Annotated in this window: 22 protein-coding genes and 1 tRNA gene; 4 read left to right on the top strand and 19 right to left on the bottom strand. The window is 68.5% G+C overall.

Translation table 11 applies throughout. The annotated features are described in order from the left end of the window. Positions 1–12: 12 nt before the first annotated feature. From AB0L70_RS21260 to gltB, 6 genes are all read right to left on the bottom strand, one after another. Positions 13–783, bottom strand: a complete 771-nt coding sequence (locus tag AB0L70_RS21260) for a helix-turn-helix domain-containing protein (protein ID WP_363686586.1) — start codon at positions 781–783, stop codon at positions 13–15. Positions 784–816: 33 nt separating this feature from the next. Beyond that, positions 817–899: transfer RNA gene (locus tag AB0L70_RS21255), tRNA-Leu, on the bottom strand. Positions 900–1,262: 363 nt separating this feature from the next. Continuing rightward, positions 1,263–2,714: a pyruvate kinase gene (gene pyk, locus AB0L70_RS21250; RefSeq protein WP_363686584.1), complete on the bottom strand. Its 1,452-nt coding sequence runs from the start codon at positions 2,712–2,714 to the stop codon at positions 1,263–1,265. A 99-nt stretch (positions 2,715–2,813) separates the two neighbouring features. Next, a complete protein-coding gene (locus tag AB0L70_RS21245; RefSeq protein ID WP_363686582.1) occupies positions 2,814–4,364 on the bottom strand; it encodes a metallophosphoesterase family protein in 1,551 nt (516 codons plus the stop codon). 94 nt (positions 4,365–4,458) lie between these two features. Then, positions 4,459–5,925 carry a glutamate synthase subunit beta gene (locus AB0L70_RS21240; protein ID WP_363686580.1) on the bottom strand — a complete coding sequence of 489 codons (1,467 nt, stop codon included), beginning with the start codon at positions 5,923–5,925 and terminating at the stop codon, positions 4,459–4,461. Then, a complete protein-coding gene (gene gltB / locus AB0L70_RS21235) occupies positions 5,925–10,448 on the bottom strand; it encodes a glutamate synthase large subunit (RefSeq protein ID WP_363686578.1) in 4,524 nt (1,507 codons plus the stop codon). Before gltB ends, AB0L70_RS21240 begins: the two co-directional genes overlap by 1 nt. A gap of 238 nt (positions 10,449–10,686) precedes the next feature. On the opposite strand from gltB, the gene AB0L70_RS21230 reads away from it, so the two are divergent. Both AB0L70_RS21230 and AB0L70_RS21225 read left to right on the top strand, forming a co-directional pair. Further along, the gene (locus AB0L70_RS21230) at positions 10,687–13,692 is read left to right on the top strand and encodes a tetratricopeptide repeat protein (protein ID WP_363686576.1); all 3,006 of its coding nucleotides are present in this window, start codon (positions 10,687–10,689) and stop codon (positions 13,690–13,692) included. 48 nt (positions 13,693–13,740) lie between these two features. Continuing rightward, entirely contained in the window at positions 13,741–14,592 is an 852-nt protein-coding gene (locus AB0L70_RS21225; protein WP_363686574.1) for an aminoglycoside phosphotransferase family protein, read from the top strand. Here the strand turns inward: AB0L70_RS21225 and AB0L70_RS21220 are convergent. From AB0L70_RS21220 to hisI, 12 genes are all read right to left on the bottom strand, one after another. Then, a complete protein-coding gene (locus tag AB0L70_RS21220; protein WP_363686571.1) occupies positions 14,589–15,311 on the bottom strand; it encodes a VIT1/CCC1 transporter family protein in 723 nt (240 codons plus the stop codon). The two genes, AB0L70_RS21225 and AB0L70_RS21220, sit on opposite strands and share 4 nt — an antisense overlap. After that, positions 15,304–16,329 (bottom strand): prolipoprotein diacylglyceryl transferase, encoded by a 1,026-nt coding sequence (gene lgt / locus AB0L70_RS21215; protein WP_363686569.1) that lies wholly within the window; start codon positions 16,327–16,329, stop codon positions 15,304–15,306. The genes AB0L70_RS21220 and lgt overlap by 8 nt, the downstream gene beginning before the upstream one ends. An 84-nt stretch (positions 16,330–16,413) precedes the next feature. Then, positions 16,414–17,118, bottom strand: a complete 705-nt coding sequence (locus AB0L70_RS21210) for a thioredoxin domain-containing protein (protein ID WP_363686567.1) — start codon at positions 17,116–17,118, stop codon at positions 16,414–16,416. Then, complete coding sequence (locus AB0L70_RS21205; RefSeq protein ID WP_363686565.1) at positions 17,115–17,591, bottom strand: MauE/DoxX family redox-associated membrane protein; 477 nt, start codon at positions 17,589–17,591, stop codon at positions 17,115–17,117. The genes AB0L70_RS21210 and AB0L70_RS21205 overlap by 4 nt, the downstream gene beginning before the upstream one ends. Further along, positions 17,588–18,247, bottom strand: coding sequence for an SCO family protein (locus AB0L70_RS21200; RefSeq protein ID WP_363686563.1), 660 nt, complete (start codon positions 18,245–18,247; stop codon positions 17,588–17,590). The genes AB0L70_RS21205 and AB0L70_RS21200 overlap by 4 nt, the downstream gene beginning before the upstream one ends. A 7-nt stretch (positions 18,248–18,254) precedes the next feature. Further along, entirely contained in the window at positions 18,255–19,079 is an 825-nt protein-coding gene (gene trpA / locus AB0L70_RS21195; RefSeq protein ID WP_363686561.1) for a tryptophan synthase subunit alpha, read from the bottom strand. Further along, positions 19,072–20,283 (bottom strand): tryptophan synthase subunit beta, encoded by a 1,212-nt coding sequence (trpB, locus tag AB0L70_RS21190; RefSeq protein WP_363686559.1) that lies wholly within the window; start codon positions 20,281–20,283, stop codon positions 19,072–19,074. Before trpB ends, trpA begins: the two co-directional genes overlap by 8 nt. A 75-nt stretch (positions 20,284–20,358) precedes the next feature. Further along, complete coding sequence (gene trpC / locus AB0L70_RS21185; RefSeq protein ID WP_363686557.1) at positions 20,359–21,165, bottom strand: indole-3-glycerol phosphate synthase TrpC; 807 nt, start codon at positions 21,163–21,165, stop codon at positions 20,359–20,361. A 13-nt stretch (positions 21,166–21,178) separates the two neighbouring features. Further along, positions 21,179–21,439, bottom strand: a complete 261-nt coding sequence (locus AB0L70_RS21180) for an HGxxPAAW family protein (protein WP_363686555.1) — start codon at positions 21,437–21,439, stop codon at positions 21,179–21,181. Positions 21,440–21,495: 56 nt separating this feature from the next. After that, entirely contained in the window at positions 21,496–22,026 is a 531-nt protein-coding gene (locus tag AB0L70_RS21175) for a Trp biosynthesis-associated membrane protein (protein ID WP_363686553.1), read from the bottom strand. Next, positions 22,026–23,516 (bottom strand): anthranilate synthase component I, encoded by a 1,491-nt coding sequence (locus AB0L70_RS21170; RefSeq protein ID WP_363686551.1) that lies wholly within the window; start codon positions 23,514–23,516, stop codon positions 22,026–22,028. The genes AB0L70_RS21175 and AB0L70_RS21170 overlap by 1 nt, the downstream gene beginning before the upstream one ends. After that, positions 23,513–23,842, bottom strand: a complete 330-nt coding sequence (gene hisI, locus AB0L70_RS21165; protein ID WP_363686549.1) for a phosphoribosyl-AMP cyclohydrolase — start codon at positions 23,840–23,842, stop codon at positions 23,513–23,515. The genes AB0L70_RS21170 and hisI overlap by 4 nt, the downstream gene beginning before the upstream one ends. Positions 23,843–23,919: 77 nt before the next feature. Here hisI and AB0L70_RS21160 point away from each other — a divergent pair, with 77 nt between their 5' ends. Beyond that, positions 23,920–25,020, top strand: coding sequence for a dipeptidase (locus AB0L70_RS21160; RefSeq protein WP_363686547.1), 1,101 nt, complete (start codon positions 23,920–23,922; stop codon positions 25,018–25,020). Here AB0L70_RS21160 and AB0L70_RS21155 read toward each other — a convergent pair. Then, positions 25,017–25,871: a GNAT family N-acetyltransferase gene (locus tag AB0L70_RS21155; protein ID WP_363686545.1), complete on the bottom strand. Its 855-nt coding sequence runs from the start codon at positions 25,869–25,871 to the stop codon at positions 25,017–25,019. The two genes, AB0L70_RS21160 and AB0L70_RS21155, sit on opposite strands and share 4 nt — an antisense overlap. Before the next feature lie 129 nt (positions 25,872–26,000). Here AB0L70_RS21155 and AB0L70_RS21150 point away from each other — a divergent pair, with 129 nt between their 5' ends. Then, entirely contained in the window at positions 26,001–26,309 is a 309-nt protein-coding gene (locus AB0L70_RS21150) for a Fe-S cluster assembly protein HesB (RefSeq protein ID WP_363686543.1), read from the top strand. Positions 26,310–26,426: the final 117 nt, after the last annotated feature.

Genomic DNA, 26,426 nt, shown 5'->3' with positions numbered 1-26,426 from the left:
TCGACCCCGCACTCAGCTCTTCGGACCGACGAACCCATCCAGCGCGCCGACCGCCTCTTTCCGGCTCACCGCGATCACACTCCGCCGCGACCGTCGCCAGGCGATCCCGAGCAGATCCAGCGCATCCGTGAGGATCTGCCGGATGTCGTCGGACTCGTTCGAGAACATGTAGCGCGGGTAGTAGTAGCGCCTGCCGTCGGCCTTACCGGCCCAGTTGAGGAAGCGGCTGCCGTCGGAGTGAAACAGTCCGCGCAGGAGCTGTTCGGGGTACTTGGCAACAATCTCCCGCTGCCAGTCCATCAACTCGATCCGCCGCAGGTGCTTCCGTCCGGCACCATGCTGCGGAAACAAACAAGGCCAGTGCTTCCACCGCGCCTCGATCCGGACTGCGCCACCGCCTTCACGCCGACACGGGCTGGCATTCGGCTTGACCCGCTTGATGGTGTCCGCGATCTCTTGATTGAGGCGCACGTACCTCAGATCGTTGATGATCTGCAGCGTGAACACGCCCCGCCGTGCCCGTGCGATACACCCGTCCCCCAAATACCACCCCAGCAGCAACGCGTACGCCGCCTCATCCAGCTCAGCGTCATCACACCGTGGGCACGGCGTCCCCTGAAACCCGGTCCCCCGCGGCAGTCCACGCCGCTGGTACAAGCGCCGCCAGCGCCGGATCGTCTTGATCGCGACGCCGTGGATCTCTGCGTTCTCCCGATCGCTGACACCCTCGTCCGACATCCGCAACGCGGAGTCCACCGTCTCCTGCGACCTGAAGTGAGGCATGTCTCATGCTCAGACCGAGCACCGACAGTTCTGTGCCGGGTGTGGGATTCGAACCCACACGCCCTTGCGAGCAACGGATTTTGAGTCCGTCGTGTCTGCCATTCCACCAACCCGGCCAGGTCGCAGGAGAACTGTATCTGTTCCGACGACCCTTTCGCTCACCGCCCCGCCCGACACCCCCGGTAGCCATCCGCCCGCCTACCGGACCCTGAGACGCGCAGAAGGCAAGCGCTCAGGCGCGGTCCACATCAGCCGCCAGCTCTCAACCCCGGTTGGTCCCAATAGAGGTGGTTCAGAGGTCCGCTCATCAGCCTGAGCGGGACCGCACTCGGCTACCAGCTCAGCCACAGCTCTGAATCTCTGTCTTGTCTTGTTCTTTCATGCCTGAGGCGGGCAGCCAGTCGACCGCCCGCCTCAACCACTGCTCTATGTGTCTAGTTCTTTGTCTTCTCTTGCTTTGTTCTTGGTTCCCGTGGTTGTTACGGGGTGGGGTTTCGGTAGGCCGGGGCTATGCCTTCTATGGCGTCGCCCATTCGGTGGACTCGGAGGGCGTTGGTGGAGCCGGGGAGGCTGGGTGGGGAGCCGGCGACGATTACTACCAGGTCGCCCTTCTTCAGCTTGCCCAGTTCCAGCAGGCGCTGGTCTACCTGGCGGACCATCTCGTCGGTGTGGTCGACGGTGGGGACGATGTGCGTCTCGATGCCCCAGACCACGCTCAGCCAGGCGCTGACCGACGGGACCGGGGTGAACGCGAGCACGGGGATCTCGGTGCGGTAGCGGGCCAGCCGCAGCGCGGTGTCGCCGGACTGGGTGAACGCGACCAGGTACTTCGCGTCCAGCCGCTCGGCCACGTCCGCGGCCGCCCGGGCGATCACGCCGCCCTTGGTCCGCGGCTCCCACTGGATCTCGGCGACCCGGCCGAGGCCATGGTCCTCGGTCGACTCCACGATCCGGGCCATCGTCTTGACGGTCTCGATCGGGAACCGCCCGACGCTGGTCTCACCGGAGAGCATGACCGCGTCGGCACCGTCGAGTACGGCGTTCGCGACGTCGGACGCCTCGGCCCGGGTCGGCCGCGGCGCGGAGATCATCGACTCGAGCATCTGGGTGGCGACGATGACCGGCTTCGCGTTCAGCCGGGCCTGGTCGATGATCAGCTTCTGGACCAGCGGGACCTCCTCGAGCGGAAGCTCCACGCCGAGGTCACCACGGGCCACCATGAACCCGTCGAACGCCTCGATGATCTCGTCCAGGTTGGCGACCGCCTGCGGCTTCTCGATCTTGGCGACGACCGGGAGCCGCAGCCCCTCCTCGTCCATGATCTTGTGCACCAGCTGGATGTCGGCCGCGTCCCGGACGAACGACAGCGCGATCATGTCGGCCGGCAGGTGCAGCGCCCAGCGCAGGTCCTCGACGTCCTTCTCGGACATCGCCGGCACGCTCACCGCGACACCGGGCAGGTTGATGCCCTTGTGGTTCGACACCGGCCCGCCGACGGTGACCCGGCAGACCACGTCGGTCGCGGTCACCTCCTCGGCGACGAGCGCGATCCGGCCGTCGTCGATGAGCAGCTGGTCACCCGGCTTCACATCACCCGGCAGACCGTCGTACGTCGTACCGCAGATGGTCACGTCACCAGGGACCTCACGGGTGGTGATGGTGAACCGCTCGCCGTAGGTCAGCGTGGCTTTGCCCTCGGCGAACTCTGCCAGCCGGATCTTCGGGCCCTGCAGGTCGACCAGGATGCCGACGTTCTTGCCTGTCTCGGCGGCAGCGGTTCGGATCCGCTGATAGATGCGCTCATGCTCGGCATGGGCGCCGTGGCTCAGGTTCAGCCTTGCGACGTCCATACCTGCTTGGACGAGTTCCAGGATGCGCTCGGGGGCGGCCGTAGCCGGGCCGAGCGTACAAACGATCTTTGCGCGACGCACGTCACAAAACCCTACTCCTACAAACCACTGCCCCCGCTGGTCCACCCCCGTTACTGGGCAGTTAACAGGTGATGACAACCAGTGGCGATGCCTGAATCGTCAAGAAGGCAAGGTGTTGTAGCCCCCGACGGTGACGTCGCCACTGGGTTCCGCGGTGACCGTCTGGAGCCCCACCGGCTTCCCCTTCTGGTACGTGATCAGGGTGACCTCACCTGGTTTCCGCAGCGTGTACCCCAGCGCGAACGCGTAGGCCGCTCCCCCGGTCGTCCCGTTCGTGTACGTCGTCACCGAGCGGCCCTCGACCACCGTGTGCACGGGACCGACCTGGCGGTGCAAATGACCGGACAGGAGCAGCGTCGCGCACCCGCGCTCGGCCGTGGCGGCGAACGAGGACGGGTCGTGCACGACCATCGTCGAGATCCGCTTGTCGTCGGGCTGGTCACAGGCGACGTCGGCGAGCCGCTCCGACTGGTGCTCGATGGTCTCGTCACCGGGGCTGTCCGCGCTGCCGAGCCCGGTCTTCGTCGGGTCGCTGTCTCCCAGGAACCGGATCCCCTCGACCTCGACCGGCTTGCTGTCCAGCACCGTGAAGCCGCTCTTGCGCATGGTGTCCTCGACGTGGCCGCCGGCGTCGTGGTTGCCGGCCACCGCGACCACCTTCATGTCCTTGAAGTGCTGCTTCAGCGAGTTGATGCTGAACGCTTCCCAGCTCTGCCCGGACGAGGTGTCGTCACCGGCGTCGATCAGCAGCTTCACGCCACCGGCTTTCGCCACCTCGGCCGCGAACCCGTCGATACCGATGTTGTCGTGCCGGTCCGAGACCAGCAGCGCGACCGTGTCTCCCTCGTTCGGCCGGTGGATCTCCGGCGCGACCTCCTTGACCCGGTCCTTCAACCGGCCGTACAGCTCGGTGGACTTCCGGTACGTCTCCACCAGCGTCCGGATCACGCCGACGCCGCCCGTCGTCGAGAACCCGGCCGCGACCTCGACCGACTTCAGCCGGTCGTCGAACGACATCTCCGGCAGCAGCTTGAACAACGGCTTCCACTCGGTCGGCGGTACGTCGGCCGTCCGCATCCGGGCCGGCCCGAAGATCGACGCGATCGTGATCAGCATCGCGACCAGTACGACGATCGCCCGGTGCTCGAACCGGCGTTCGTGCCGATGCACCTTGTGCCACAGCTCCTGCCGGCGCTGCCGGCCGAGTGCGGTCCAGATCGTCGCGACGACCACGACCACGAGCAGCCCGGAACCGGCGCCGGCCACCGCGTTGTCGACCGCCATCTGCTGGATCACCTGCCGGATCCGGCCGATCTCACCGTCGGGCTGGGAGGCGATCAAGGTGTCGCGGGTGAGCAGCTCGGTGAGGTTGCCGGCATCAGTCTCCTGGACGTCGACGGTGACGCCGATACCGCCCGGTGCGTCGGTCGGGATCCGCAGCCGGGGCAGCACCGCGCCGAGATCGATGGTGGCGTGGCCGTCGAAGGTCGGCGAGACGGTGGCCGCGTGCGCGCCGATCGTGACGCGTTCGGAGTCGTTCGCGAACCCGAGCACCCCGACCAGCACCGAGGTGAGCAGCCAGAGCACGGTGAGGGCGGCCCACGGTGCGATCGCACGGAGCCGAGATCTGGTCACCAGGCGCCTAGCCATGTGATCAAACCTATTGCGAAGGTCAAGCCGATGCATCTTCTGGCCCGGATTTGCGGGCCGCGAGCAACATTATGTTGCCTGCGGCCCGCAGCGGTCAGACCGCGAGTGGGCGGGCCGTCGGTGGGATCGGCGTCGGCAGCGTCGACGAACCGGTCAGGTGGGTGTCCACCCCGTTGGCGCAGGAGCGGCCTTCGGCGATCGCCCAGACGATCAGGGACTGGCCGCGACCCGCGTCGCCGCAGGCGAAGACTCCCTCGACCGACGTGTGGTAGTTCTTGTCCCGCTTGACGTTGCCCCGCTCGTCGAGCTCGACCCCGAGCTGCTCGAGGAACCCCTCGCGCTCCGGGCCGAGGAAGCCCATCGCGAGCAGCACGAGCTGGGCCGGGATGGTCCGCTCGGTGCCCTCGACCGGCACGAACTTCCCGTCCTTGAACTCCACCTCGACCAGGTTCAGCCCGGACACGTTGCCGTCGGCATCCGCCTCGAAGTTGACGGTGGAGACCGAGTAGACCCGCTCGCCGCCCTCCTCGTGCGCGGAGGCGACCCGGTAGATCATCGGGTACGTCGGCCACGGCTGGCCGGACGGCCGGTCGTCACCGGGTCGCGGCATGATCTCCAGCTGGGTGACCGAGCGAGCCCCTTGGCGGTGCGCCGTACCGAGGCAGTCGGCGCCGGTGTCACCGCCGCCGATGATGACCACGTCCTTGCCGGTAGCAACGATCTGGTCCTCGACGGTCTGCCCGAGCGAGGCCCGGTTGGACTGCGGCAGGTACTCCATCGCCTGGTGGATGCCGCCGTGCTCGCGGCCCGGCACCGGCAGGTCGCGGGCCGCGGTGGCCCCGGTCGCGATCACGACCGCGTCGTACCGCTGCTTGAGCTGGGTGCCGGTCACGTCCACGCCGACGTTGACGCCGGAGCGGAAGACCGTGCCCTCCTCCTTCATCTGCTGGATCCGACGGTCGACCTGGAGCTTCTCCATCTTGAACTCGGGGATGCCGTACCGCAGCAGGCCGCCGGGCGTGTCGGCCCGCTCGTACACCGCGACGGTGTGACCCGCGCGGGTCAGCTGCTGGGCGGCGGCCAGACCGGACGGCCCCGAACCGACGACCGCGATCGTCTTGCCGGTGAGCCACTCCGGCGGCTGGGGCCGGACATCGCCGGTCTCCCAGGCCTTGTCGATGATCGCGACCTCGACGTTCTTGATCGTGACCGGGTCCTGGTTGATCCCGAGTACGCACGAGGTCTCGCACGGCGCCGGGCAGAGCCGGCCGGTGAACTCCGGGAAGTTGTTGGTCGCGTGCAGCCGCTCGATCGCACTCGACCAGTCGTCCCGCCAGACCAGGTCGTTCCACTCCGGGATCAGGTTGCCCAGCGGGCAGCCGCTGTGGCAGAACGGGATCCCGCAGTCCATACAGCGGCCGGCCTGCTTGGTGATGATCGGCAGCAGTGCCTTGCCGGGCCCACCGGGATAGACCTCTTTCCAGTCCTGCACCCGCTCGCCGACCGGCCGCCGGTCGGCGACCTCACGCTGGGTGGTCAGGAACCCCTTCGGGTCAGCCATCAGATGGCCTCCATCATCGCTCGCGTGGTGGCGTCCTCGTCCAGCCCGTCCCGCTCCGCGGCCGCCTTGGCCGCGAGCACCCGGGCGTAGTCGCGGGGCATCACTGTGGTGAAGCGCGAACCGGCCGCGTCCCAGTCGGCGAGCAGCTTGGCCGCCCGTTCCGAACCGGTCTCCTCGTGGTGCCGGCGCACCAGATCCTCCAACAGGTCGGACTCGTCCTCGGTGAGTGGGAGCAGATCGACCAGCTCCGGGTTCACCAGGGCGCGGTCCAGATCGAGTACGTGGGCCACGCCGCCCGACATACCCGCCGCGAAGTTCCGGCCGACGGCGCCGAGTACGACGACGCGCCCACCGGTCATGTACTCACACGCGTGGTCACCGACCGCCTCGACGACCGCGGTGGCACCGGAGTTCCGGACGCAGAACCGTTGCCCCGCGCCACCACTGATGAACAGTTCGCCGGAGGTCGCGCCGTACGCGATGACGTTGCCGGCGATGATCTGGTCGGCGGCATCGAACCGGGCCCGGCGATCCGGCCGGATCACGACCCGGCCACCGGACAGGCCCTTGCCGACGTAGTCGTTGGCGTCACCCTCGAGTCGCAGCGTCACACCGCGCGGGACGAAGGCGGCGAACGAGTTGCCGGCCGATCCGGTGAAGGTCAGGTCGATCGTGCCGTCGGCCAGGCCGGCCGCGCGGTACCGCTTGGTGATCTCGTGACCGAGCATGGTGCCGACGGTGCGGTTGACGTTCCGGATCGCCAGCTGCGCCCGGACCGGCTCGCCGCTCTCGAGAGCAGGCTCGCAGATCCGGATCAGCTCGTTGTCGAGCGCCTTGTCCAGGCCGTGGTCCTGACCGACGGTCTGGTGCCGGGACGCCCCCTCGGGCAGCGTGGGCACGTGCAGGATCGGCGACAGGTCGAGCCCGTCGGCCTTCCAGTGGTCGACCGCGCGCTCGATGTTCAGCACCTCGGCGTGCCCGATCGCCTCGTCCAGCGAGCGGAAGCCGAGCTCGGCCAGGTACTCGCGGACCTCCTCGGCGATGAACTCGAAGAAGTTCACGACGAACTCGGGCTTGCCGGAGAACCGGCCGCGCAGCACCGGGTTCTGCGTGGCGACGCCGACCGGACAGGTGTCCAGGTGGCAGACCCGCATCATGATGCAGCCCGACACGACCAGCGGTGCGGTGGCGAAGCCGAACTCTTCCGCACCGAGCAGCGCCGCGATGACGACGTCCCGCCCGGTCTTCAGCTGACCGTCGGTCTGGACGACGATCCGGTCCCGCAAACCGTTCAGCAGCAGGGTTTGCTGGGTCTCGGCCAGACCGAGCTCCCAGGGACCGCCCGCGTGCTTGAGCGAGGTCAGCGGCGCCGCACCGGTGCCGCCGTCGTGCCCGGAGATCAGTACGACGTCGGCGTGCGCCTTGGAAACGCCCGCGGCGATCGTGCCGACGCCGACCTCGGACACCAGCTTCACGTGGATCCGCGCCGACGGGTTGGCGTTCTTCAGGTCGTGGATCAGCTGGGCCAGATCCTCGATCGAGTAGATGTCGTGGTGCGGCGGCGGCGAGATCAGGCCGACACCCGGGGTCGAGTGCCGGGTGTTCGCCACCCACGGGTACACCTTGTTGCCGGGCAGCTGACCGCCCTCACCCGGCTTCGCGCCCTGCGCCATCTTGATCTGGATGTCGTCGGAGTTCGTCAGGTACTCAGCGGTGACGCCGAACCGGCCGGACGCGACCTGCTTGATCGAGCTGCGCCGGGCCGGGTCGTGCAGACGGTCGGAGTCCTCGCCGCCCTCACCGGTGTTCGACTTGCCGCCGAGCTGGTTCATCGCGATCGCCAGCGTCGTGTGCGCCTCGGCGCTGATCGACCCGTAGCTCATCGCGCCGGTGGAGAACCGCTTGACGATCGAGCTGACCGACTCGACCTCGTCGATCGAGATCGGCTCCCGGTCGCTCTCGAACCCGAACAGGCCGCGCAGCGTCATCAGCCGCTCGGACTGCTCGTTCACCCGCGCCGTGTACTGCTTGAAGATGTCGTAGCGCCCGGTCCGGGTGCTGTGCTGCAGCCGGAAGACCGTGTCGGGGTCGAACAGGTGCGGCTCACCCTCACGCCGCCACTGGTACTCGCCACCGATCTCCAGCTTGCGGTGCGCGGGCAGGATCCCGTCGGCCGGGTACGCGCGCAGGTGCCGCCGCCGTACCTCCTCGGCGATCACGTCGAGCCCGACCCCGCCGAGCTTCGACGACGTCCCGGTGAAGTAGGTGTCGACCAGCTCCGGGGACAGCCCGTTCGCCTCGAAGATCTGGGCACCCGTGTACGACGCGACCGTCGACACACCCATCTTCGACATGACCTTGAGGACGCCCTTGCCGAGCGACTTCACCACGTTGCGGACGGCCTGCTCGGGCTCGATGCCCGGCAGGTACGTGCCGTGGCGGCAGAGGTCCTCGACCGACTCCAGCGCGAGGTACGGGTTGATCGCGGCCGCGCCGTACCCCATCAGCAGGGCGACGTGGTGGACCTCGCGGACGTCGCCGGCTTCGACGACCAGACCGACCTGGGTGCGGGTCTTCTCCCTCACCAGGTGGTGATGAACCGCGGCGGTCAGCAGCAGCGACGGGATCGGTGCGCTGTCGGCGTTGGAATGGCGGTCGGACAGCACCAGGATGCGTGCACCGTCCTTGATCGCCGCGTCGGCCTCGGCGCAGATCTCACCGAGCCGGGCCTCGAGGGCCTCTCCCCCGCCTTCGACGTCGAACACTCCGCGCAGCACCGTGGTGGCCAGGCCCGGCATGTCGCCGTCCAGGTTGATGTGGCGCAGCTTGGCGAGCTCGTCGTTGGTGATCACCGGGAACGGGATGACGACCTGGCGGCACGACGCCGGGCTCGGGTTGAGCAGGTTCGACTCCGGGCCGAGAGACGACGACAGCGAGGTGACGAGCTCCTCGCGGATCGCGTCCAGCGGCGGGTTGGTGACCTGGGCGAACAGCTGCGCGAAGTAGTCGAACAGCATCCGCGGCCGGTCACTCAGTACAGCGATCGGCGTGTCGGTCCCCATCGAGCCGATCGGCTCGGCACCCGCCCGGGCCATCGGGGTGAGGATGACGCGCAGCTCCTCCTCGGTGTACCCGAACACCTGCTGGCGACGCGTCACCGAAGCGTGGCTGTGGACGACGTGCTCACGCTCGTGCAGGTCCTCGAACCTGATCAGGCCGGCGTGCAGCCATTCGTCGTACGGGTGCTCGGCGGCGACCGCGTTCTTGACCTCGGTGTCGGTGATGATCCGGTGCGCGTCGACGTCGACCAGGAAGATCTTGCCCGGCTCGAGCCGGCCCTTCTCGGTCACGGTCGCCGGGTCGATGTCCAGGACACCGGCCTCGGACGCGAGTACGACGAGACCGTCCTCGGTAACCCAGTAGCGGGACGGGCGCAGGCCGTTGCGGTCGAGGACGGCGCCGACCTTCGTGCCGTCGGAGAAGACGACCGAGGCCGGACCGTCCCACGGCTCCATCAGGGTCGAGTGGAATTCGTAGAACGCGCGCCGCTTCGGGTCCATCGTGGCGGCGTTCTCCCACGCCTCCGGGATCATCATCAGCATCGCGTGCGGCAACGACCGGCCGCCCAGGTGCACGAGCTCGAGGACCTCGTCGAAGGACGCCGAGTCGGAAGCTCCCGGCGTACAGATCGGGTAGAGCTGCTCGAGGTCGCCGGGGATCAGGTCGCTGGCCAGCAGCGCTTCCCGGGCTCGCATCCAGTTCCGGTTGCCCTGGACGGTGTTGATCTCGCCATTGTGGGCGATGTACCGGTACGGGTGGGCCAGCGGCCAGGACGGGAACGTGTTGGTGGAGAACCGCGAGTGCACGACGCCGATCGCGGAGGCGAAGTCGGGGTCGGTCAGCTCGGGGAAGAACTTGTCCAGCTGGTCGGTGGTCAGCATCCCCTTGTAGGTGATGGTCCGGCCGGACAGCGACGGGAAGTAGGTCTCGGTCTCCTTCTCGGCCCGCTTCCGCAGCCGGAACGCCATCCGCTCCAGGGCCAGGCCGAGCACGCGGCCGGCCTTCGCGGCGACGAAGAGCTGCTTGAACGTCGGCATCACCGAACGCGCGGTCGCACCGAGCAGGTCCGGGGTGGTCGGCACGTCGCGCCAGCCCAGGACGGTCAGGTTCTCCTCGGCGGCGAGTTCCTCGATCCGGTCGATCGCCTTGGCCGCGTCGTCGGCGTCCGCGGGCAGGAACGCGATGCCGGCGGCGTACGCGCGCTGCACCGGCAGCTCGAACTCACACACCTTGCGGTAGAAGGCGTCCGGGATCTGGATCAGGATGCCGGCACCGTCGCCGGAGTCCGGTTCGGCGCCGGACGCGCCGCGGTGCTCGAGGTTGCGCAGGGCGGTCAAAGCCTTGGCCACGATGTCGTGGCTCGGTTCACCGGTGAGGGTCGCGACGAAGGCGACACCACAAGCATCGTGCTCGTGCTGCCCGTCGTAGAGTCCCTCGCTCGGGAATGGGGGGCGACCAAACATTCAGGGGCTCCCGTCGTCCTACGGTCAACAACTGGCCGCGGGACAACATTGGCCCAAGCCGGGAGTCCCGAGACTACCTCATGACGACCAACAGATGGACTCCCGTTCCACCGTCAGCCGCCGTATCTCACCGTCAGTAAGCAAGCGCTCACTCCTGTGTCCTATCTTCCCAGCCAACGGCTCTGCCAGCTACCCACAGCACCCGAAATTCACCCCGCGCGGTGAGATGATGCGACAGATGTCGACTACCGGGGACTGCGCCGAGGTCCGGGTCCAGCTGTTCGGGCCTGTGCAGGTGACCGTCGACGGCGTGCCGGTCGCGTTCAACGGCGTCCGGCTGCGCACGCTGGTCGCGGTGCTGGCGGTCTCGGCCGGCGAGGCTGTCTCGGTCGATGCGCTCGCCCAGCGGCTGTGGGGCGATGACCTGCCGGACCAGGTGCGACCGAGCATGCAGGCGATGATTTCCCGGCTGCGGCGAGCTGTCGGAGCGGACGTCGTACAGACCTCTGGCACCAGCTACCGCATGACGGTCCCGGCCGATCAGGTCGACGTACTGCGTTTCGAGCGCCAGGTGCGGGAGGCGAGTGATGCGAACGCGATCGCCACGGCGCTGACGGCCTGGACCGCACAACCGTTCCTGGACACGGAGTCGGACTGGTTGAGCACGACCGTGCTGCCGGGTCTCGAGGAGCTGCGGCTCGATGCGATCGAACGCCGGGCCGACCTCATCAGCGAGCCGTCCGCCGAGTTGCTCGCCGAACTGCGTCAGCTGACCGGCGATCACCCACTCCGCGAGTCGCTGTGGGTGCGCCTGCTCCGAGCACACGTGCGGGCCGGTCGCCCGGCAGAAGCGCTCGGCTTGTACGACGTCATTCGCAGCCGGCTCGCGGATGAGCTCGGAGTCGGACCGGGCGCGGAGCTGCAGGCTCTCCACACCGAGCTCCTGGCGAGCGACACCGTCCTGCATGCAGCCGCCGCGACCGCAGAACCGATACCACCGGACGAGCCAACCGTGCCGAGGTCGCTACCCGCGGAGGTCGCCGACTTCGTTGGGCGCGAGCACGAGCTCGCGGACCTGAGCAGCGTCGATGGTCCGCTGGTGGCGGCGATCGACGGCATGGCGGGGATCGGCAAGACCGCGCTGGCGTTGCGAGCCGCGCACCGGCTGGCCTCGCAGTACCCCGACGGACAGGTCTTCATCGACCTGCACGGGCACTCCGAGGGCGGCCGCCCGGTCACACCTGACGCCGCACTCGGCCGGCTCTTGCGGGCGTTCGGCGTACCTCAGCCGCAGCTCCCCCGGGACCTCGAAGAGCGCGCCGGTTTGCTGCGCAGTCTGTTGGCATCCCGCCGAGTGCTGATCGTCCTCGACAATGCGGCCGACGAGACCCAGGTGCTGCCGTTGCTCCCCGGTACGCCGGGCAGTGGGGTCATCCTCACCAGTCGGCGCCGACTGACCGGTCTCGATCCGACCGTCGCGGTGTCGCTCGACACCCTCACCCAGCAGACCGCGATCGAACTCTTCACCCGGATTGCGGCCGGCAGTCGCGGCACGCAGCCAACCGTCCTGGCAGAGATCACCGAGCTGTGCGGGCGTCTTCCCCTCGCAATCCGGATCTCGGCCGCCCGGCTTCGCACACACCCGTCCTGGCGACCCGAGGATCTGCTGCAGCGCCTGCAACAGAACGGGAATCGGATGACCGAGCTCTCCTCCGGCCCACGCAGCGTCGCGGCAGCCCTCGACCTGTCGTACCGCGAGCTGGACGACGACGTACGGCGTTGTTATCGGCTGCTCGGCCTGCACCCGGCCGCCGAATTCGGTCCCGCCTCAGCCGCTGCGCTCCTGGGCCGCGAAGACGGCGCCCGCGTACTCGAGCAACTTCTCGAGGTCCACCTGCTCGAGGAGCCCGAACCTGGCCGTTACCAGTTCCACGACCTGGTCCGGGACCACGCGTCCCGGACCGCTCACGACCACGAATCACCGGCCGAGCGATCTTCCGCCCTAGCCCGGCTCGTCGAACACTACTGCCAGGCCGCGTCCGAAGCCGCGGGCCAGGTCGCTCCGGAACATGCCTTCTGCTCGCACGATCTACCCGCGATCATCGGTACGGCGGAAGCCGCACGCGACTGGTTCGGCGCAGAGCTCTCCACCCTGCTGCTGATCCCCTCGCTGGCGACCGAGGCCGGTCGTCCCGAGTGCCTAACGCACCTGTCCGCCTCGCTCTACTGGGGTTTGCGGACGCTCGGCCAGTATGCGGCGATGGAAGCGCTGCATGAGCGTGCGCTGGCTGTCGCACGGGCAGCCGGCGATGCCACCACCGAGACCGAGGTCCTGCTGCGGCTCGGCGACACGCTCCGCCTGGACGGGGACTACGCGCAGGCCACGGAGGTCTTCGATCAGGCCCTCGCCGTGGCGCAGGCGGCCGGCTATCGCATCGGCGAGCTTCGCGCGGTCGAGGGCGCCGCCAGCATCCACGGATTCCAGGACCGCCTCGACACGGCCCTCGCGGAGTACACGACGGCCTTGCGGATCGCAGAGGAGATCGGCGACGAGCACGCCGAGCTCGACCTGCTCAGCGAGAGCGGCTGGATCCACAGCCGTCGCGGTGACGAGGTGCAGTCGCTGGAGTACCGGACCCGCGCGCTGACCATTGCCCGGCGGATCAGGCCGCGCAGCGTGGGGAAGATCCTGACTGCGCTCGCCAGAGCTCACCTGCGACTCGGCGCTCCCGACCGCGCCCTGACCTGCTACGAGCAGGCGCTGGATCACGCGCTGGCCAACGGCAACCGGCACAACGAGCTGCGCACGCTGGACGGATTGGCCGAGCTGCACCGGCAGCTCGGCGACCTCGACCAGGCACTGCGCTGTCGCGAAAGGACGCTGACGCTGGCCCGTGAGCTGGGGTCCCGCAACTGGGAGTACGAGGCTCACCAAGGGTTCGGCCGGCTTCAGCTCGCTGGTGGCGAGCCGGACCATGCCCTGGCGGCGCACCAACGGGCACTGGAGCTGGCCACCGCACTGCATCAGCCGGCCGACCAGGCGCGGGCCCACGACGGTCTCGGCGACGCCCTGGCTGCCCTTGACCGACCCGCCGACGCCCGGCGGCGCTGGCAACACGCGCTCACCATCCTCGAAACGGTCGGCGCCTCCGTCACCGACGACGTGGAGACCTCGACGGTCAAACTGCGCGCCAAACTCATGGCTGCCGATAAGCCTCGGGAAGCCGCGAACCAGGCGTCGTAGTCCGAAATGCACCTGCGGTTGGTCCAGGCGAGTGATAGATCTCGCCGAATGGACTGGCAACCGGACAGCGACTGGACTCCGCTCCTCACCGGCACAGGAGTCTCGAACGGCGGCGTCTGGCAGACGCCGGACGGATTGGTCGTGAAGCGGCTGCTGCCGGGGGTCGAGCGGCCCGATCACTACGCCTACTGGCGGAGGCAGGCCGAGGTCGCCGGGAGCGGGCTGGTCGAGACCACAGCCGGTCTGCGCGCTCCCCGCTGCGTGAAGGTCGACCACGATCCCGACGGGATCACGGTATGGACGGTCGCGGTGGAGGCCAGCGAGGTCGAGCCGGCTGAGCTGGCCACGGCGTTGGGGCGGTTCGAGCTGAACGAGATCCGGCCGGCCGACTGGTTCGCGCGCGGGATCCTGCGCGACCGGCTGGCCAACGACGAACAGCGTGGCGGGTGGACACCGCTGGCCTCGGCTCAGGACTTGCCGGACGAGCTGCGGCAGAGCTGTCAGGAGCTCTGGGTACGGCGTACGGACGTCATGGCGGAGCTGGATGCGCTGCCACAGCAGGTGATCCACGGAGATGCGCATCCGCTCAACCTGCTGCGCCAGGACGGTGACGACGTGATCGCGACGGACTGGGAGCAGTTCGGCTTCGGCCCGCTCGGATTCGACCTCGCGTACCTGCTGCTCTCCACCGACTGTGCGATCGACGAACTGCTGACCGCGTACCAGCGCGGGAGTGCGTTCGCCTGGCCCACAACCGTCGTACGTCGTGGGACTGTCCTGACCGCGGCCGTCACGGTGGTCGCTCGTGCTGCCTGGTCGCTTGGGCAGCCGGATCCTGGTGATCACCTGGACCGCTTGGTCAGACTGGCCGAGGTGGTGGACGAGGCAGTAGGGCGCTAGAGACCCGGGCCGACGAGGGTGCCGACGAAGTAGGTGAGGGCTGCGGCCAAGCCGCCCAGGAGGAGTTGGCGGAGGCCGGAGTACCACCAGGAGCGGCTGGTTACGTGGGAGACGATCGCGCCACAGGCGAAGAGCGCGGTCAGGGACATGATCAGAGCGGGTACGACGCTGCCCGCGCCCAGGAGGTACGGGAGCAGGGGGATGAAGGCGCCCACCGCGAAGCAGACGAACGACGACGCGGCGGCGATCACCGGGTTCGGGAGGTCATGGGGGTCGATGCCGAGTTCCTCGCGGACGTGCTCCTCGAGGGCCTGCTCCGGGTCGGTGTGGAACTGCTTGGCGACCTTGCTGGCCAGATCCGGGTCGAGGCCCTTGGCGCGATAGGTCTCGGCGAGTTCGATCTCCTCGTCGACCGGGTGGCGCTGGATCTCCTTGCGTTCGATCTCGATCTCGGCACGGGCGAGCTCGCGCTGCGAGGCGACAGACGTGTACTCCCCCGCCGCCATCGAGAACGCGCCCGCGGCCAGGCCGGCCAGCCCGGCGAGCACGATCACCTGCGAGCCGGACGCCGTACCGCCGTCCATGCCTGCGATCAGGGCGAAGTTCGAGACCAGGCCGTCCATGGCGCCGAACACCGCCGGGCGCAGCCAGCCGCCGTTCACATCACGGTGGGTGTGATCCCCGTGGTGCTCGGCCGAAACCTCAGGACCCTCAGTCACGGGACCCGTCTGGTTCAGCCCCGTTGGTGGTTTGTGCCTCCACCTTTGGTTTGTCAGCGTCTGGTTTGTCAGCGTCCGGGTCGTCCTCGATGTCCTTCAGTTCGGCCTCAGCCGGTTCGTCCTTCACAGCCTCGTCCTTCGCAGCCTCGTCCTTGCTGGGCTGGCCGGCGGACGGTCCGGTGGAGATGTCCTCGAGGCCGGGGCGCTTGCGGGCGCTGAGGATGAAGTACGCGACCGCCAGGACGAACAGGATCATCGCCGTCCACACATTCAGGCGCAGGCCGAGGAAGTGGTTGACGTCGTCGATGCGCATGTTCTCGATCCAGGCACGACCAGCGGTGTAGCCGGCGACGTACAAGGCGAAGGCGCGGCCGTGGCCGAGTTTGTAGCGGCGGCCGACGATGATCACCAGCGCCATCACACCGAGGTTCCAGATCGCTTCGTACAGGAAGGTCGGGTGGAACGTGCCGAAGTCGGCGTACCCGTCGGGGCGGTGCTCGGGCGCGATCTCCAGGCCCCACGGCCGGGTCGTCGGCTTACCGAACAGCTCCTGGTTGAAGTAGTTGCCGAACCGGCCGAACACCTGCGCCAGCGCGATTCCCGGCGCCATCGAGTCCGCGACCGCGAGGAACGGCACCTTGGCCCGCCGGCAGGCGATCCACGCCCCGAGCGCACCGAAGCCGACCGCGCCCCAAATACCGAGCCCGCCGTGCCAGATCTTCAGCGCGTCGATCGGGTGCTTGCCCTCGCCGAAGTACAACTCCGCGTCGGTGATGACGTGGTAGATCCGCGCACCGATCAGTCCGAACGGGATCGCCCAGAACATGATGTCGGCCAGCACTGTCGGCGAACCACCGCGGGCAACCCACCGGCGACGGCCGACCCAGTAGCCGACGAAGATACCGGCCAGGATGCACAACGCGTACGCGCGGATCGGCAAACCTGCGAGGTGCCAGACACCCTGGCTCGGGCTGGGGATGTACGCCGGCACCATCACGGCGGGAATCAGACTAGACATGGCGATAGGAGACGCTACTCGACCCACCCGACCACGACCAGAAACGCATGGTCACGATGGGGACTCGGTGCGTCAGCTCCCCTTTCAGCTTGCGGTGGCGCCGACGGCCTCTTGCAGGCCCTGCGGGGTGAGTTTCTCGGTCTCGAGCTGCTTGTCGTTGACGTAGACGGTCGGGGTGCCGGTGACGCCCCGGTCGTCGGCGGCGTTCGAGACGCTCTCCAGCCAGCCGCCGTACGTGTTGTCCTGTACGGCGGCCTGGAACTTGGCGTCGCCGATACCCAACTGCTTGCCGAGGTCGAGCAGCTGGTCGGTGGTCCAGGACTTGGAGAAGTCGCCGTACATCTCGTCGGCGTAGCTGAGCGCCTTGCCGTTCGCGGCCGCGGCGGCGAACGCGTTGGCGAGCCGCGGCGAGGCGTCCGGGTTCACGAAGGTCAGCGGCCAGTACGTCAGCGTGGCCGTGCCGTCCTGGACCAGCTTGTCGATCGTCGCGCCGGTCGCCTCCTCGAACTCCGCACAGTGCGGGCAGCGGAAGTCCAGGTACAGGTCGATATGCGCCTTCGCGCCGGCCTTGCCGACGGTCACGCCCTTGCCGGTCGTGCCCGGGCCGGTGATCACGGCCGGTTCGGTCTGACCGTTCGAGCTCACCTCGACCTTGGAGTGCCCGCGCCAGTACTGCACCCCGACACCGGCCGCGAGGGCCAGCACCAGGACGATCACCACGATGATCCCGGGCGAGATCCGGCGCTTGGGCTGCAGCAGCGGGTTCACCGGGGCTTTGGACGTGCTCACGACGCGGTTACTCCTTGCGGTTCGGACTCAACAGCGAACTTGCTGGTGGGGTTCAACCACAGCCACGCCGCGAGCAGCAGCAGGCCGAGGTCGCGCAGGATCTCCTGCAGGTACTTCGTCTGTTCGGGAGCGACCTGACCACCACCGCCGAAGCAGCCGCAGTCGATCGCCAGGCCGCGAGCCCAGGCGGAAGCCACCGCGGCGATGAACACCACCATGAAAACACCCGCGGCCAGCGCGGCCGCGCGGACACCGAAGCCGACGATCAACAGCAACCCGATCGCGATCTCCAGGAACGGAAGACCCCAGCCGACCGGCTCCACCAGTGCCGACGGCAGCAGGTCGTACGCACGGACCGCCTGCGCCGCCGTCTCCGGGTCGGTCACCTTCAGCGCGCCGGCGACCAGCATCACGCCGCCCAGTACCAGCCGTGCGCCCAGCGAGACCCATCCGAACCAGGGCCGCTTCTTCACTGGTTGTCCTCCACCAGCTTCCCGAAGTCGTGCGCCAGGTCGCCGATGGCGGCGTTCGACAACCAAAGCACGTTGGCCTTGTCGTTCTTCCCGAACCCGATCACCTGCGCGCCGTGGCCGACCTCGTACCCACCGGACGGGAGCTTCTGCATCCCTTCCACCGGTACGCCGACAGCCTTGGCGATGTCCTTGATCGAACCCAGCGAGCCGTTCAGCCCGATGAATGACGGGTCGAACCGGTCCAGGTACTTACGAATCACCGGTCCGGTGTCCCGCGAAGGGTCGGTGGTGATGAACAGCAACTGCACCTGGTCGCGCACCGACTGGTCCAGCTTGGTCAGCGCCGACGCCACGTCGGCCATCACTGTCGGGCACACGTCCGGACAGTTCGTGTAGCCGAAGAACACCAGCGTCACCGGCTTCTTCGTCGACGTGACCAGGTTGAACGGGTTCCCACTGGTGTCGGTCAGCGTTGCCGCGGGCATCGAGTACGGCCGGTCCAGCGTCGCCCCGCGCAGACCGTTGGGGTCCTGCGTGGTGCGGATCACCGCACCACCGGGGTTGTCCGCCTTCTCTTTGCTGCCGCCGCCGCAGCCCGCGAGGGCGAGCAGAGCCACCGCGGCGAACAGGATGGCCGCGTTCCGGGTTCGACTCACGGCGGTACTAACGATCAACGGTCGCGCGACGTTCCCGGCGTACGCCTGCGGCCAGGTCTTCGGTGAGCGTGCGGACACCGGCCGGGCCACCGTCCTCGAGCGCCTTGACCAGGGCCGCGCCGACGATCGCCGCGTCCGCGAACGCGACCACCCCGGCTGCCTGGTCCCCGTTCGAGATCCCGAGGCCGACGCCGACCGGAATGCCGGTGACCGCCTTCGTCCGCGCGACCAGCGGCGCGGCCAGGTCCGACGGCTTGTCCCGGGCACCGGTGACGCCCATCACGGCGGTCGCGTAGATGAAGCCGCGGCACGAGGCCGTGGTCATCGCGATCCGTTCGTCGGTCGACGACGGCGAGACCAGGAACACCTTGTCCAGGTCGTGTTTGTCCGCGGCCGCGATCCACTCCGCGCCCTCGTCCGGGATCAGGTCGGGCGTTATCAGCCCTGCTCCCCCGACGCCGGCGAAGTCGGTGGCGAACCGGTCCACGCCGTACCGCTCGATCGGGTTCCAGTACGTCATCACGAGCACCGGCACCTCGGAGTACGCCGCGACCTTCTCGACCGTGCTCAGCACGTCGCGCGTCCGCAGGCCACCGGCCCGCGCGATCTCGGTGGCCCGCTGGATCGTGACGCCGTCCATCACCGGATCGCTGTACGGCAGGCCGAGCTCGATCACGTCGGCACCGCCGTCGATCATCGCCTTGACCCCGTCGACGGCACCGTCGTACGTCGGGAATCCGGCCGGCAGGTAGCCGATCAGGGCACCGCGGCCCTCGTCGTTCGCCTTCCGGATCGCCGCCCCAGCGTTGCCCAGAGCAACCAGTTCACTCATCGGTCGCTCCGGCTTCGATCAGGCCGAACCACTTGCTGGCCGTGTCCATGTCCTTGTCCCCACGACCGGACAGGTTCACCAAGATGGTTGCCTCCGGCCCCAGTTCCTTCGCGATGTCGACCGCGCCGGCGACCGCGTGCGCGGACTCGATCGCGGGGATGATGCCCTCGGCCCGGGACAGCAGCTTGAAGGCCTCCATCGCCTCGGCATCCGTGATCGGCCGGTACGTCGCCCGCCCGGTCTCGGCCAGCCACGCGTGCTCGGGCCCGACGCCCGGGTAGTCCAGTCCGGCCGAGATCGAGTGCGACTCGATCGTCTGCCCGTCCTCGTCCTGCAGCAGGAACGACCGCGCACCATGCAGTACGCCGACCTGCCCGGCCGTGATCGTGGCTGCGTGCCGGCCGGTCTCGAACCCGTCGCCGCCCGGCTCGATGCCGTACAGCTTCACGTCCGCGTCCGGGATGAAGGCGGTGAACAGGCCGATCGCGTTGGATCCGCCACCGACCGACGCGACCGCGGCGTCCGGGAGCTTCCCGAGCAGTGCGAGCGACTGTTCGCGCGCCTCGTCGCCGATGCCGCGGACGAAGTCGCGCACCATCGCCGGGAACGGGTGCGAACCGGCCGCCGTACCGAGGATGTAGTGGGTCTTGTCGACGCTGGCGACCCAGTCGCGCAGCGCGTCGTTGATCGCGTCCTTCAGCGTCCGGCTGCCGGTCTTGACCGAGATCACCTCGGCGCCGAGCAGCTTCATCCGGGCCACGTTCAGCGCCTGCCGCTCGGTGTCGACCTCGCCCATGTAGACCACGCACTCGAGGTCGAGGTAGGCGCACGCGGTCGCGGTCGCGACGCCGTGCTGGCCGGCGCCGGTCTCGGCGATCACGCGGGTCTTGCCCATCCGCTTGGTCAGCAGGGCCTGGCCGATGGCGTTGCGGATCTTGTGCGCACCGGTGTGGTTGAGGTCCTCGCGCTTCAGCAGGATCCGGGCACCGGCCAGCTCGGAGAGCCGGGTCGCGTCGTACAGCAGGCTCGGGGCGCCGATGTACTCGCGCAGCATCCGCTCGAACTCGCCGGTGAACTCCGGGTCGGCCATGGCCTCGCGCCAGGCCTGGGTGAGCTCGTCGAGCGGCGCGATCAGCGCCTCCGGCATGAACCTGCCGCCGAAACGTCCGAAGTGCCCGAGCTGGTCGGGCAGCACACTAGTCATCCGACAAAACCTTCCAACCCGGCACAACGGCGCGGGAGAGTTTCGACCCCGCGCCGTTTGGACCGGGCGGGCGTTCTAGTGCCGCTGCTGGATGGCGGGGTGCGATCCGGCGGCGACGAGATCGGCGACCGAGGCGCGAGGATCGCGGCCGGTCACCAGAGATTCACCGACGAGGACGACATCGGCCCCGGCGCGCGCGAACTCGATTACATCATGCGGCCCGCGAACCCCGGACTCCGCCACCCGGACCAGGTTCGACGGGATGGTCGGCGCGACCCGGGCGAAGGTGTCCCGATCGACCTCGAGAGTCTTCAGGTTGCGGTTGTTCACGCCGATCAGCTGAGCGCCGGCGTCCACCGCACGCCGGGTCTCCTCCTCGTCGTGCACCTCGACCAGCGGGCAGAGCCCGATCGAGTGCGCCCGCTCGATCAGCGAGACCAGCGCCTCCTGCTCCAGCGCCGCCGCGATCAGCAGCACCATGTCGGCACCGGCCGCGCGGGCCTCCCAGAGCTGGTACGACGAGACGATGAAGTCCTTGCGCAGCACGGGTACGTCGACCCGGCCGCGGACCGCCCGCAGGTCGTCCAGGCTGCCGTTGAAGCGGCGCTTCTCGGTCAGGACCGAAATCGCCGCCGCACCGCCGCCCTCGTACTCGCCGGCCAGTGCGGCCGGGTCGGTGATCTCGGCCAGCTCGCCCTTGGACGGGCTGGACCGCTTCACCTCCGCGATCACCGCGATACCGTCCCCGCGGAACACCGGCATCGGGTCCTTGGCGTCGGGCTTGCGCTGGGCTTCGAGCTTCAGATCGTCCAGGCTGACCCGCGCCTGGCGCTCCGCGAGGTCCTCCCGGACCCCCGCGAGAATGTCGTCAAGCACAGTCATGTCCGTCCGCCCCTCAGTGGTTGCCGTCGGCCGGGACCCCGAAGCCCAGCAGCTGCATGACCTTGCCGGTCAGCGCACCCAGTACGGCGATCGCGACCGAGATCCAGAACAGCACCCAGTTCGGGCCGAGCACCATCGCGATGGCGCCGACCGTGAACGCGATCAGCACGATGGTGACGGCGGTCCAGGCCGCCGGGCTGTTGCCATGCAGGTCGTGGGGAGCTTCCTCCTCGCTCACCCGCGTCGCTACTTGATCAGCCGTCGTATTGTCCATGATCTGGGCCACTCCTCATCGTCGTCCTGTCCTATTGTGGCGGTAGGCCGCCGCGATCAGAGAGTCGGGTCCTCTCCCGCGTCGATCGCCTTCCATTGATCAGCTGGTGCAGCGGCCGGATCACGCTCGTACCGCGCGGTTGCGCGTCGCCACTGGTGTGCGGTCAGAACCGTGATCAGACCCGCCGCTGCGAGCGCCACGCCACCGGCCAGCGCGAACCACGGCGCCGGGCCACCGGTGAGGCTGACGTGGTCGGTGACCGCCTGGCTCAGCTCGGGCCGGATCCGGCCCAACTCGTTCGCATCCGGTCGCACGTTGAGAGCGACGCCGATCGCGGCGACACCCATCAGGAGCACCACCACACCGAGAACGCGGCGCAATGCAGTACCTGCGAGTTTCGTAACCACGATCGCGACCACCGCCGCGAGTGCCAGCGTCAGTGGCGCCTTCGTGACCGTGTATCCGTTGAAGTCCACCTTCGGCCGCGCACTGCCCGGATCGGCCGAGGACCAGGTCAGGTACGCCGACAACGCCAGCAGAGCCAATGCCAGCAAGGCACAGAGGTCAACGAGTCGTTGTGGCTTCATCAGACATCACTGAAGGTTCCCGCGACCGCGATCGCGTTCAGTACGGCGGCAGCCTTCGTCCGGCACTCCGCATCCTCGGAGGCCGGGTCGGAATCGGCGACGATGCCCGCACCGGCCTGGACGTACGCCGTGGAGCCGCGCAGCACCGCGGTCCGGATCGCGATCGCGGTGTCCGCGTCACCGGCGAAGTCCAGGTAGCCGACAACACCGCCGTACACGCCGCGACGGGTCACCTCGAGCTTGTCGATGATCTCCATCGCCCGCGGTTTCGGTGCCCCGGACAACGTTCCGGCCGGGAACGCCGCGGTCAATGCGTCGAACGCGGTCTTGCCGGCCGCCAGCTGGCCCGTGACGGTCGACTCGAGGTGCATCACGTGGCTGTAGCGGCGCACGGTCATGAAGTCGATCACCTCGACCGTGCCGGGCGCACAGACCCGGCCGACGTCGTTGCGGCCGAGGTCGACCAGCATCAGGTGCTCGGCGCGCTCCTTGGCGTCGTTGCGCAGCTCCTCTTCGAGCGCGTGGTCCTCCTCCGGGGTCGCACCACGGCGGCGGGTGCCGGCGATCGGGTGCAGGATCACCTTGTTCTCGGTGACCTTGACCAGTGCCTCGGGGCTGGAACCGACGATGTCGAAACCGTCCAGGCGGACCAGGTACATGTACGGGCTCGGGTTGGAGCGGCGCAGCACCCGGTAGATATCGAGCGCGGAGGCCGTGGTCTCGAGCTCGAACCGCTGGGACACGACAATCTGGAACGCCTCGCCGGCCCGGATCTCCTCCTTGGCGTGCTCGACCGCCTCCCGGTACTCCGCGCTGGACCGCTGCCGGTGTGGATCCGGCTGGGCGGTCCGATCCGCACGGACGACGTACGACGGGGTCGGCTGGGCCAGGTCCTTCTCCATCGCGTCCAGCCGGCGGACGGCGTCCGCGTACGCGTCGTCGACCCGCTCGTCGGAGTCGTCCCAGTTGACCGCGTTCGCGATCAGCCAGATCTCGCCGGTCTCGTGGTCGAGCGCGGCCAGGTCGGTGGCGAACAGGAACGTGAGCTCGGGCAGGCCGAGGTCGTCGGTCGTTGTATCCGGCAACCGTTCGAGCCGGCGGACCGCGTCGTACCCGAGGAAGCCGACCATGCCGCCGGTGAGCGGGGGCAGGTCCGGCAGCCGGGGCGTGTGCAGGATCTCGAGCGTCTCGCGGAGCGCCTTGAGGGGGTCACCGGTCTTGGGCAGGCCGACCGGCGGGTTCCCGGTCCAGATCGCCTCGCCGTCGCGCTCGGTCAGCGTCGCTGCCGAGCGGACGCCGATGAACGAGTAACGCGACCAGACGCCGCCGTTCTCGGCCGACTCGAGCAGGAACGTGCCTTCGCGCTCGGCCGCAAGCTTGCCGTAGACACCGATCGGCGTCTCGGCGTCGGCAAGCAGCCGCCGGGTCACCGGAATGACCCGGCGGTCCTTGGCATAGTCGCGAAAGGTCTCGAGATCCGGTGAGTTCATGCCTTGACCTCGATCTGGCCGTGCTCGAAGCAGGTGTGGGTGCCGGTGTGGCAGGCCGGGCCGTCCTGGTCGACGAGGACGAGCAGGGTGTCGGCGTCGCAGTCGACGAGGATCTGCTTGACGTGCTGACGATGACCGCTGGTCTCGCCCTTGACCCAGTACTGCTGCCGGCTGCGGGACCAGAACGTGCTCAGCCCGGACTCCGCGGTCCGGCGGACCGCCTCGGCGTTCATCCAGCCCACCATCAGGACCTCACGCGTGTCGTACTGCTGCACTACCGCGGGGATCAACCCCGCCGCGTCGAAGGTCAGCTCGTCGATACTCACCCACCCATTGTCCCCGATCGACGGTTTCCTTCTGACCACCGCCTATCCACTGGTCCGGGAACTGCGAGGATGGCCCGATGACCCGGATCGAGGACCTCCTGCGCGAACACCCCGTAATCGACGGCCACAACGACCTGCCGATCGCGTTCTACGAGCTGTGCAACTACGACCTGGACGCTCATGATCTGAGCGGCGCGGTGCCGGAGTTGAACACGGACCTGCCACGCCTGCGGGCCGGACATGTCGGCGCGCAGTTCTGGTCGTTGTGGGTGCCGCAGGACGAGCACTCGGTACTGCGTACCTTCGAGCAGCTCGACTTCGTCCGGCGGCTGGTGCAGCGGTTCCCGGCGGACCTTCAACTCACGTCCACGGCCGACGAGGTGGACGCGGCGATCAAGGCAGGCCGGGTCGCCTCGTTGATGGGCATGGAGGGCGGGCACTCGATCGGTGAGTCGCTCGGCGTGCTGCGGGTGATGCGCGAGCTGGGTGTGCGGTACATGACGCTGACGCACAACCACAACGTGTCCTGGGCGGACTCGGCGACCGACGAGCCGGTGCTCGGCGGGTTGAACGAGTTCGGCGAGGAGGTCGTCCGGGAGATGAACCGGATCGGCATGCTGGTCGACCTGTCCCACGTCTCCGCCGACACCATGCGGCACGCGTTGCGCGTCACGAGCGCACCGGTCATCTTCAGCCACTCGTCGTCGCGCGCGGTCTGCGACGTACCGCGGAACGCACCGGACGACGTGCTCGAGACCCTGGCCGGGAACGACGGCGTCTGCATGGTCACATTCGTGCCCTACTTCACCTCCCAGGCGTACGTCGACTGGGTCGCGGGTGCTCGTAAAGCCGCGGAGGACCAGGGCCTGAACCCGTTGGATCCGGACAACCAGAGCAAGTTGGCCGAGCTGTACGGCGTACCGAAACCGGCCACCACCCTGGCGGACGTGGTCAAGCACGTGGAACACGTCCGCGAGGTGGCCGGGATCGATCACATCGGACTCGGCGGCGACTACGACGGCTGTCCGGAGTTCCCGGACGAGTTGCCGGACGTTGCGTCGTACCCGGTGCTGTTCGAGGCGCTGGCCGAGCGCGGCTGGAGCGACGCGGAGCTGGCGAAACTTGCCGGGGGCAACATTCTCCGGGTGCTCCGGGCCGCTGACGACACCGCCGTCTAGGCGTTGCGGATCAGATCCCGGGTCTCCGGCAAGCGGGTGAGTCCGGCTGCCTCGTAGGTGGCGATCGCCCCGACGTTGAAGCCCGGCGTACACACGTAGACGCTCGACGCGCCCAGCTCCTGCAGGGTGCGGGCCGCGGCGAGGACCATCGACGTACCGTAGCCGCGTCCGCGGTGCATCCGGTGCACCCCCATCGGCTCGATGAGGCCCGGCTTGCCCGCTCCCGCCGACCACACGGTCGCGGCCGCGACCGACTCCCCCAGCTTGTTGCGGACGACGAGACAGCGGGCGTCGGCGTACGGCAGCCCGTCGGCCATCGCGTGCCACCGGGCATTGGTGAACGTCGACCCGTCGAACGACTCGCGCTGGACGGTGACCCGCTCGTGCGCCTCCTCCGCCCCGATCACATCGACGCGTACGCCGGGATCCGGCACGGGCTCGCTCAGGTCACGCTTGAGCGGCACCCACGGCTGGTCGACCTCCCAGCCGGCCGTGAACAACAACTCCTGGACGAGCGAGCCCATCGGCGCCTCGACGTACACCTTGCCCTCGATGAGAACGCCGCCCACGTCGTCGGCCAGGCGCTGCGCGAGCTCCTGGTCGCGCTGGGCCGCCGGCGCGATCGCGACCCGCAGCAGATCCGGCTCATCCAGCAGACCCACCGCCACGATCTCGCCGTCCCGGCTCCACGTCCTGGTCGCCGCCGCGGTCTTCTCAGCGCCGAACCGCCAGAACCACCCCAGATCACCCGGATGCAGCTGCACCGGCCCCGCATCGTCCTGCCACTCCCGCAACGCCCCCACCACAGCGCCCAGGTCGTCGATCTCCGGTGTGCTCAAACCAATCGCCATACCCCTGATCCCACACCACACCACCGACAGTCCGCACCGACATTCCCGGTGTGTTGGCCGGTGGGTTGTTTGGTCTCCCGGGGATCGGGCACGGGGCGGGCTCGATGACGCCGAACGTTTGGAGTGGTTGTGCTTACCCTGACTGAGAACGCGACGCTGGTGATCAAGAGCATTACCGGGGTCGAGGGCGCGCCGGACGGAGCCGGGGTGCGGATCTCGCAGGAGAACCCGGCGGATCCGGCGCTTGCGGTGACGACGACGGAGGCACCGAAGCCCGGTGACCAGGTGGTCGAGGAATCCGGTGCGCGCGTATTCCTCGAGCAGAACGCCGCGAACGCACTCGACGACAAGGTCCTCGACGCAGCTGTCGACGACAAGGGCAGTGTTGAGTTCCTCCTGGTCCCGCAGGCAGGAGCCAACGGAACCGCCCCGGTCTGAGCAACACGAGCCGAGCAGCACACGACCTAAGCAACTGGGGTCTGAGCAGGATCGTCTGACCGGCTAACGGTCGGATCGATGAACGGGCGCGCGGCCGGGGCTTCCCCCTCCCTTGGT

Origin of the sequence: Kribbella sp. NPDC051952 (genome assembly GCF_040680855.1) — a bacterium.
Classification (GTDB): domain Bacteria; phylum Actinomycetota; class Actinomycetes; order Propionibacteriales; family Kribbellaceae; genus Kribbella.
This window is presented reverse-complemented; position numbering and strand designations above follow the sequence as displayed.

Bases quoted from the DNA above. Each gene is read 5' to 3' on its own strand.
- AB0L70_RS21260 (WP_363686586.1), bottom strand. From the start codon at position 783: ATGCCTCACTTCAGGTCGCAGGAGACGGTGGACTCCGCGTTGCGGATG.
- AB0L70_RS21245 (WP_363686582.1), bottom strand. From the start codon at position 4,364: ATGGCTAGGCGCCTGGTGACCAGATCTCGGCTCCGTGCGATCGCACCG.
- AB0L70_RS21240 (WP_363686580.1), bottom strand. From the start codon at position 5,925: ATGGCTGACCCGAAGGGGTTCCTGACCACCCAGCGTGAGGTCGCCGAC.
- gltB (WP_363686578.1), bottom strand. From the start codon at position 10,448: ATGTTTGGTCGCCCCCCATTCCCGAGCGAGGGACTCTACGACGGGCAG.
- AB0L70_RS21230 (WP_363686576.1), top strand. From the start codon at position 10,687: ATGTCGACTACCGGGGACTGCGCCGAGGTCCGGGTCCAGCTGTTCGGG.
- AB0L70_RS21225 (WP_363686574.1), top strand. From the start codon at position 13,741: ATGGACTGGCAACCGGACAGCGACTGGACTCCGCTCCTCACCGGCACA.
- lgt (WP_363686569.1), bottom strand. From the start codon at position 16,329: ATGTCTAGTCTGATTCCCGCCGTGATGGTGCCGGCGTACATCCCCAGC.
- trpA (WP_363686561.1), bottom strand. From the start codon at position 19,079: ATGAGTGAACTGGTTGCTCTGGGCAACGCTGGGGCGGCGATCCGGAAG.
- trpB (WP_363686559.1), bottom strand. From the start codon at position 20,283: ATGACTAGTGTGCTGCCCGACCAGCTCGGGCACTTCGGACGTTTCGGC.
- trpC (WP_363686557.1), bottom strand. From the start codon at position 21,165: ATGACTGTGCTTGACGACATTCTCGCGGGGGTCCGGGAGGACCTCGCG.
- AB0L70_RS21180 (WP_363686555.1), bottom strand. From the start codon at position 21,439: ATGGACAATACGACGGCTGATCAAGTAGCGACGCGGGTGAGCGAGGAG.
- AB0L70_RS21175 (WP_363686553.1), bottom strand. From the start codon at position 22,026: ATGAAGCCACAACGACTCGTTGACCTCTGTGCCTTGCTGGCATTGGCT.
- AB0L70_RS21170 (WP_363686551.1), bottom strand. From the start codon at position 23,516: ATGAACTCACCGGATCTCGAGACCTTTCGCGACTATGCCAAGGACCGC.
- AB0L70_RS21160 (WP_363686547.1), top strand. From the start codon at position 23,920: ATGACCCGGATCGAGGACCTCCTGCGCGAACACCCCGTAATCGACGGC.
- AB0L70_RS21155 (WP_363686545.1), bottom strand. From the start codon at position 25,871: ATGGCGATTGGTTTGAGCACACCGGAGATCGACGACCTGGGCGCTGTG.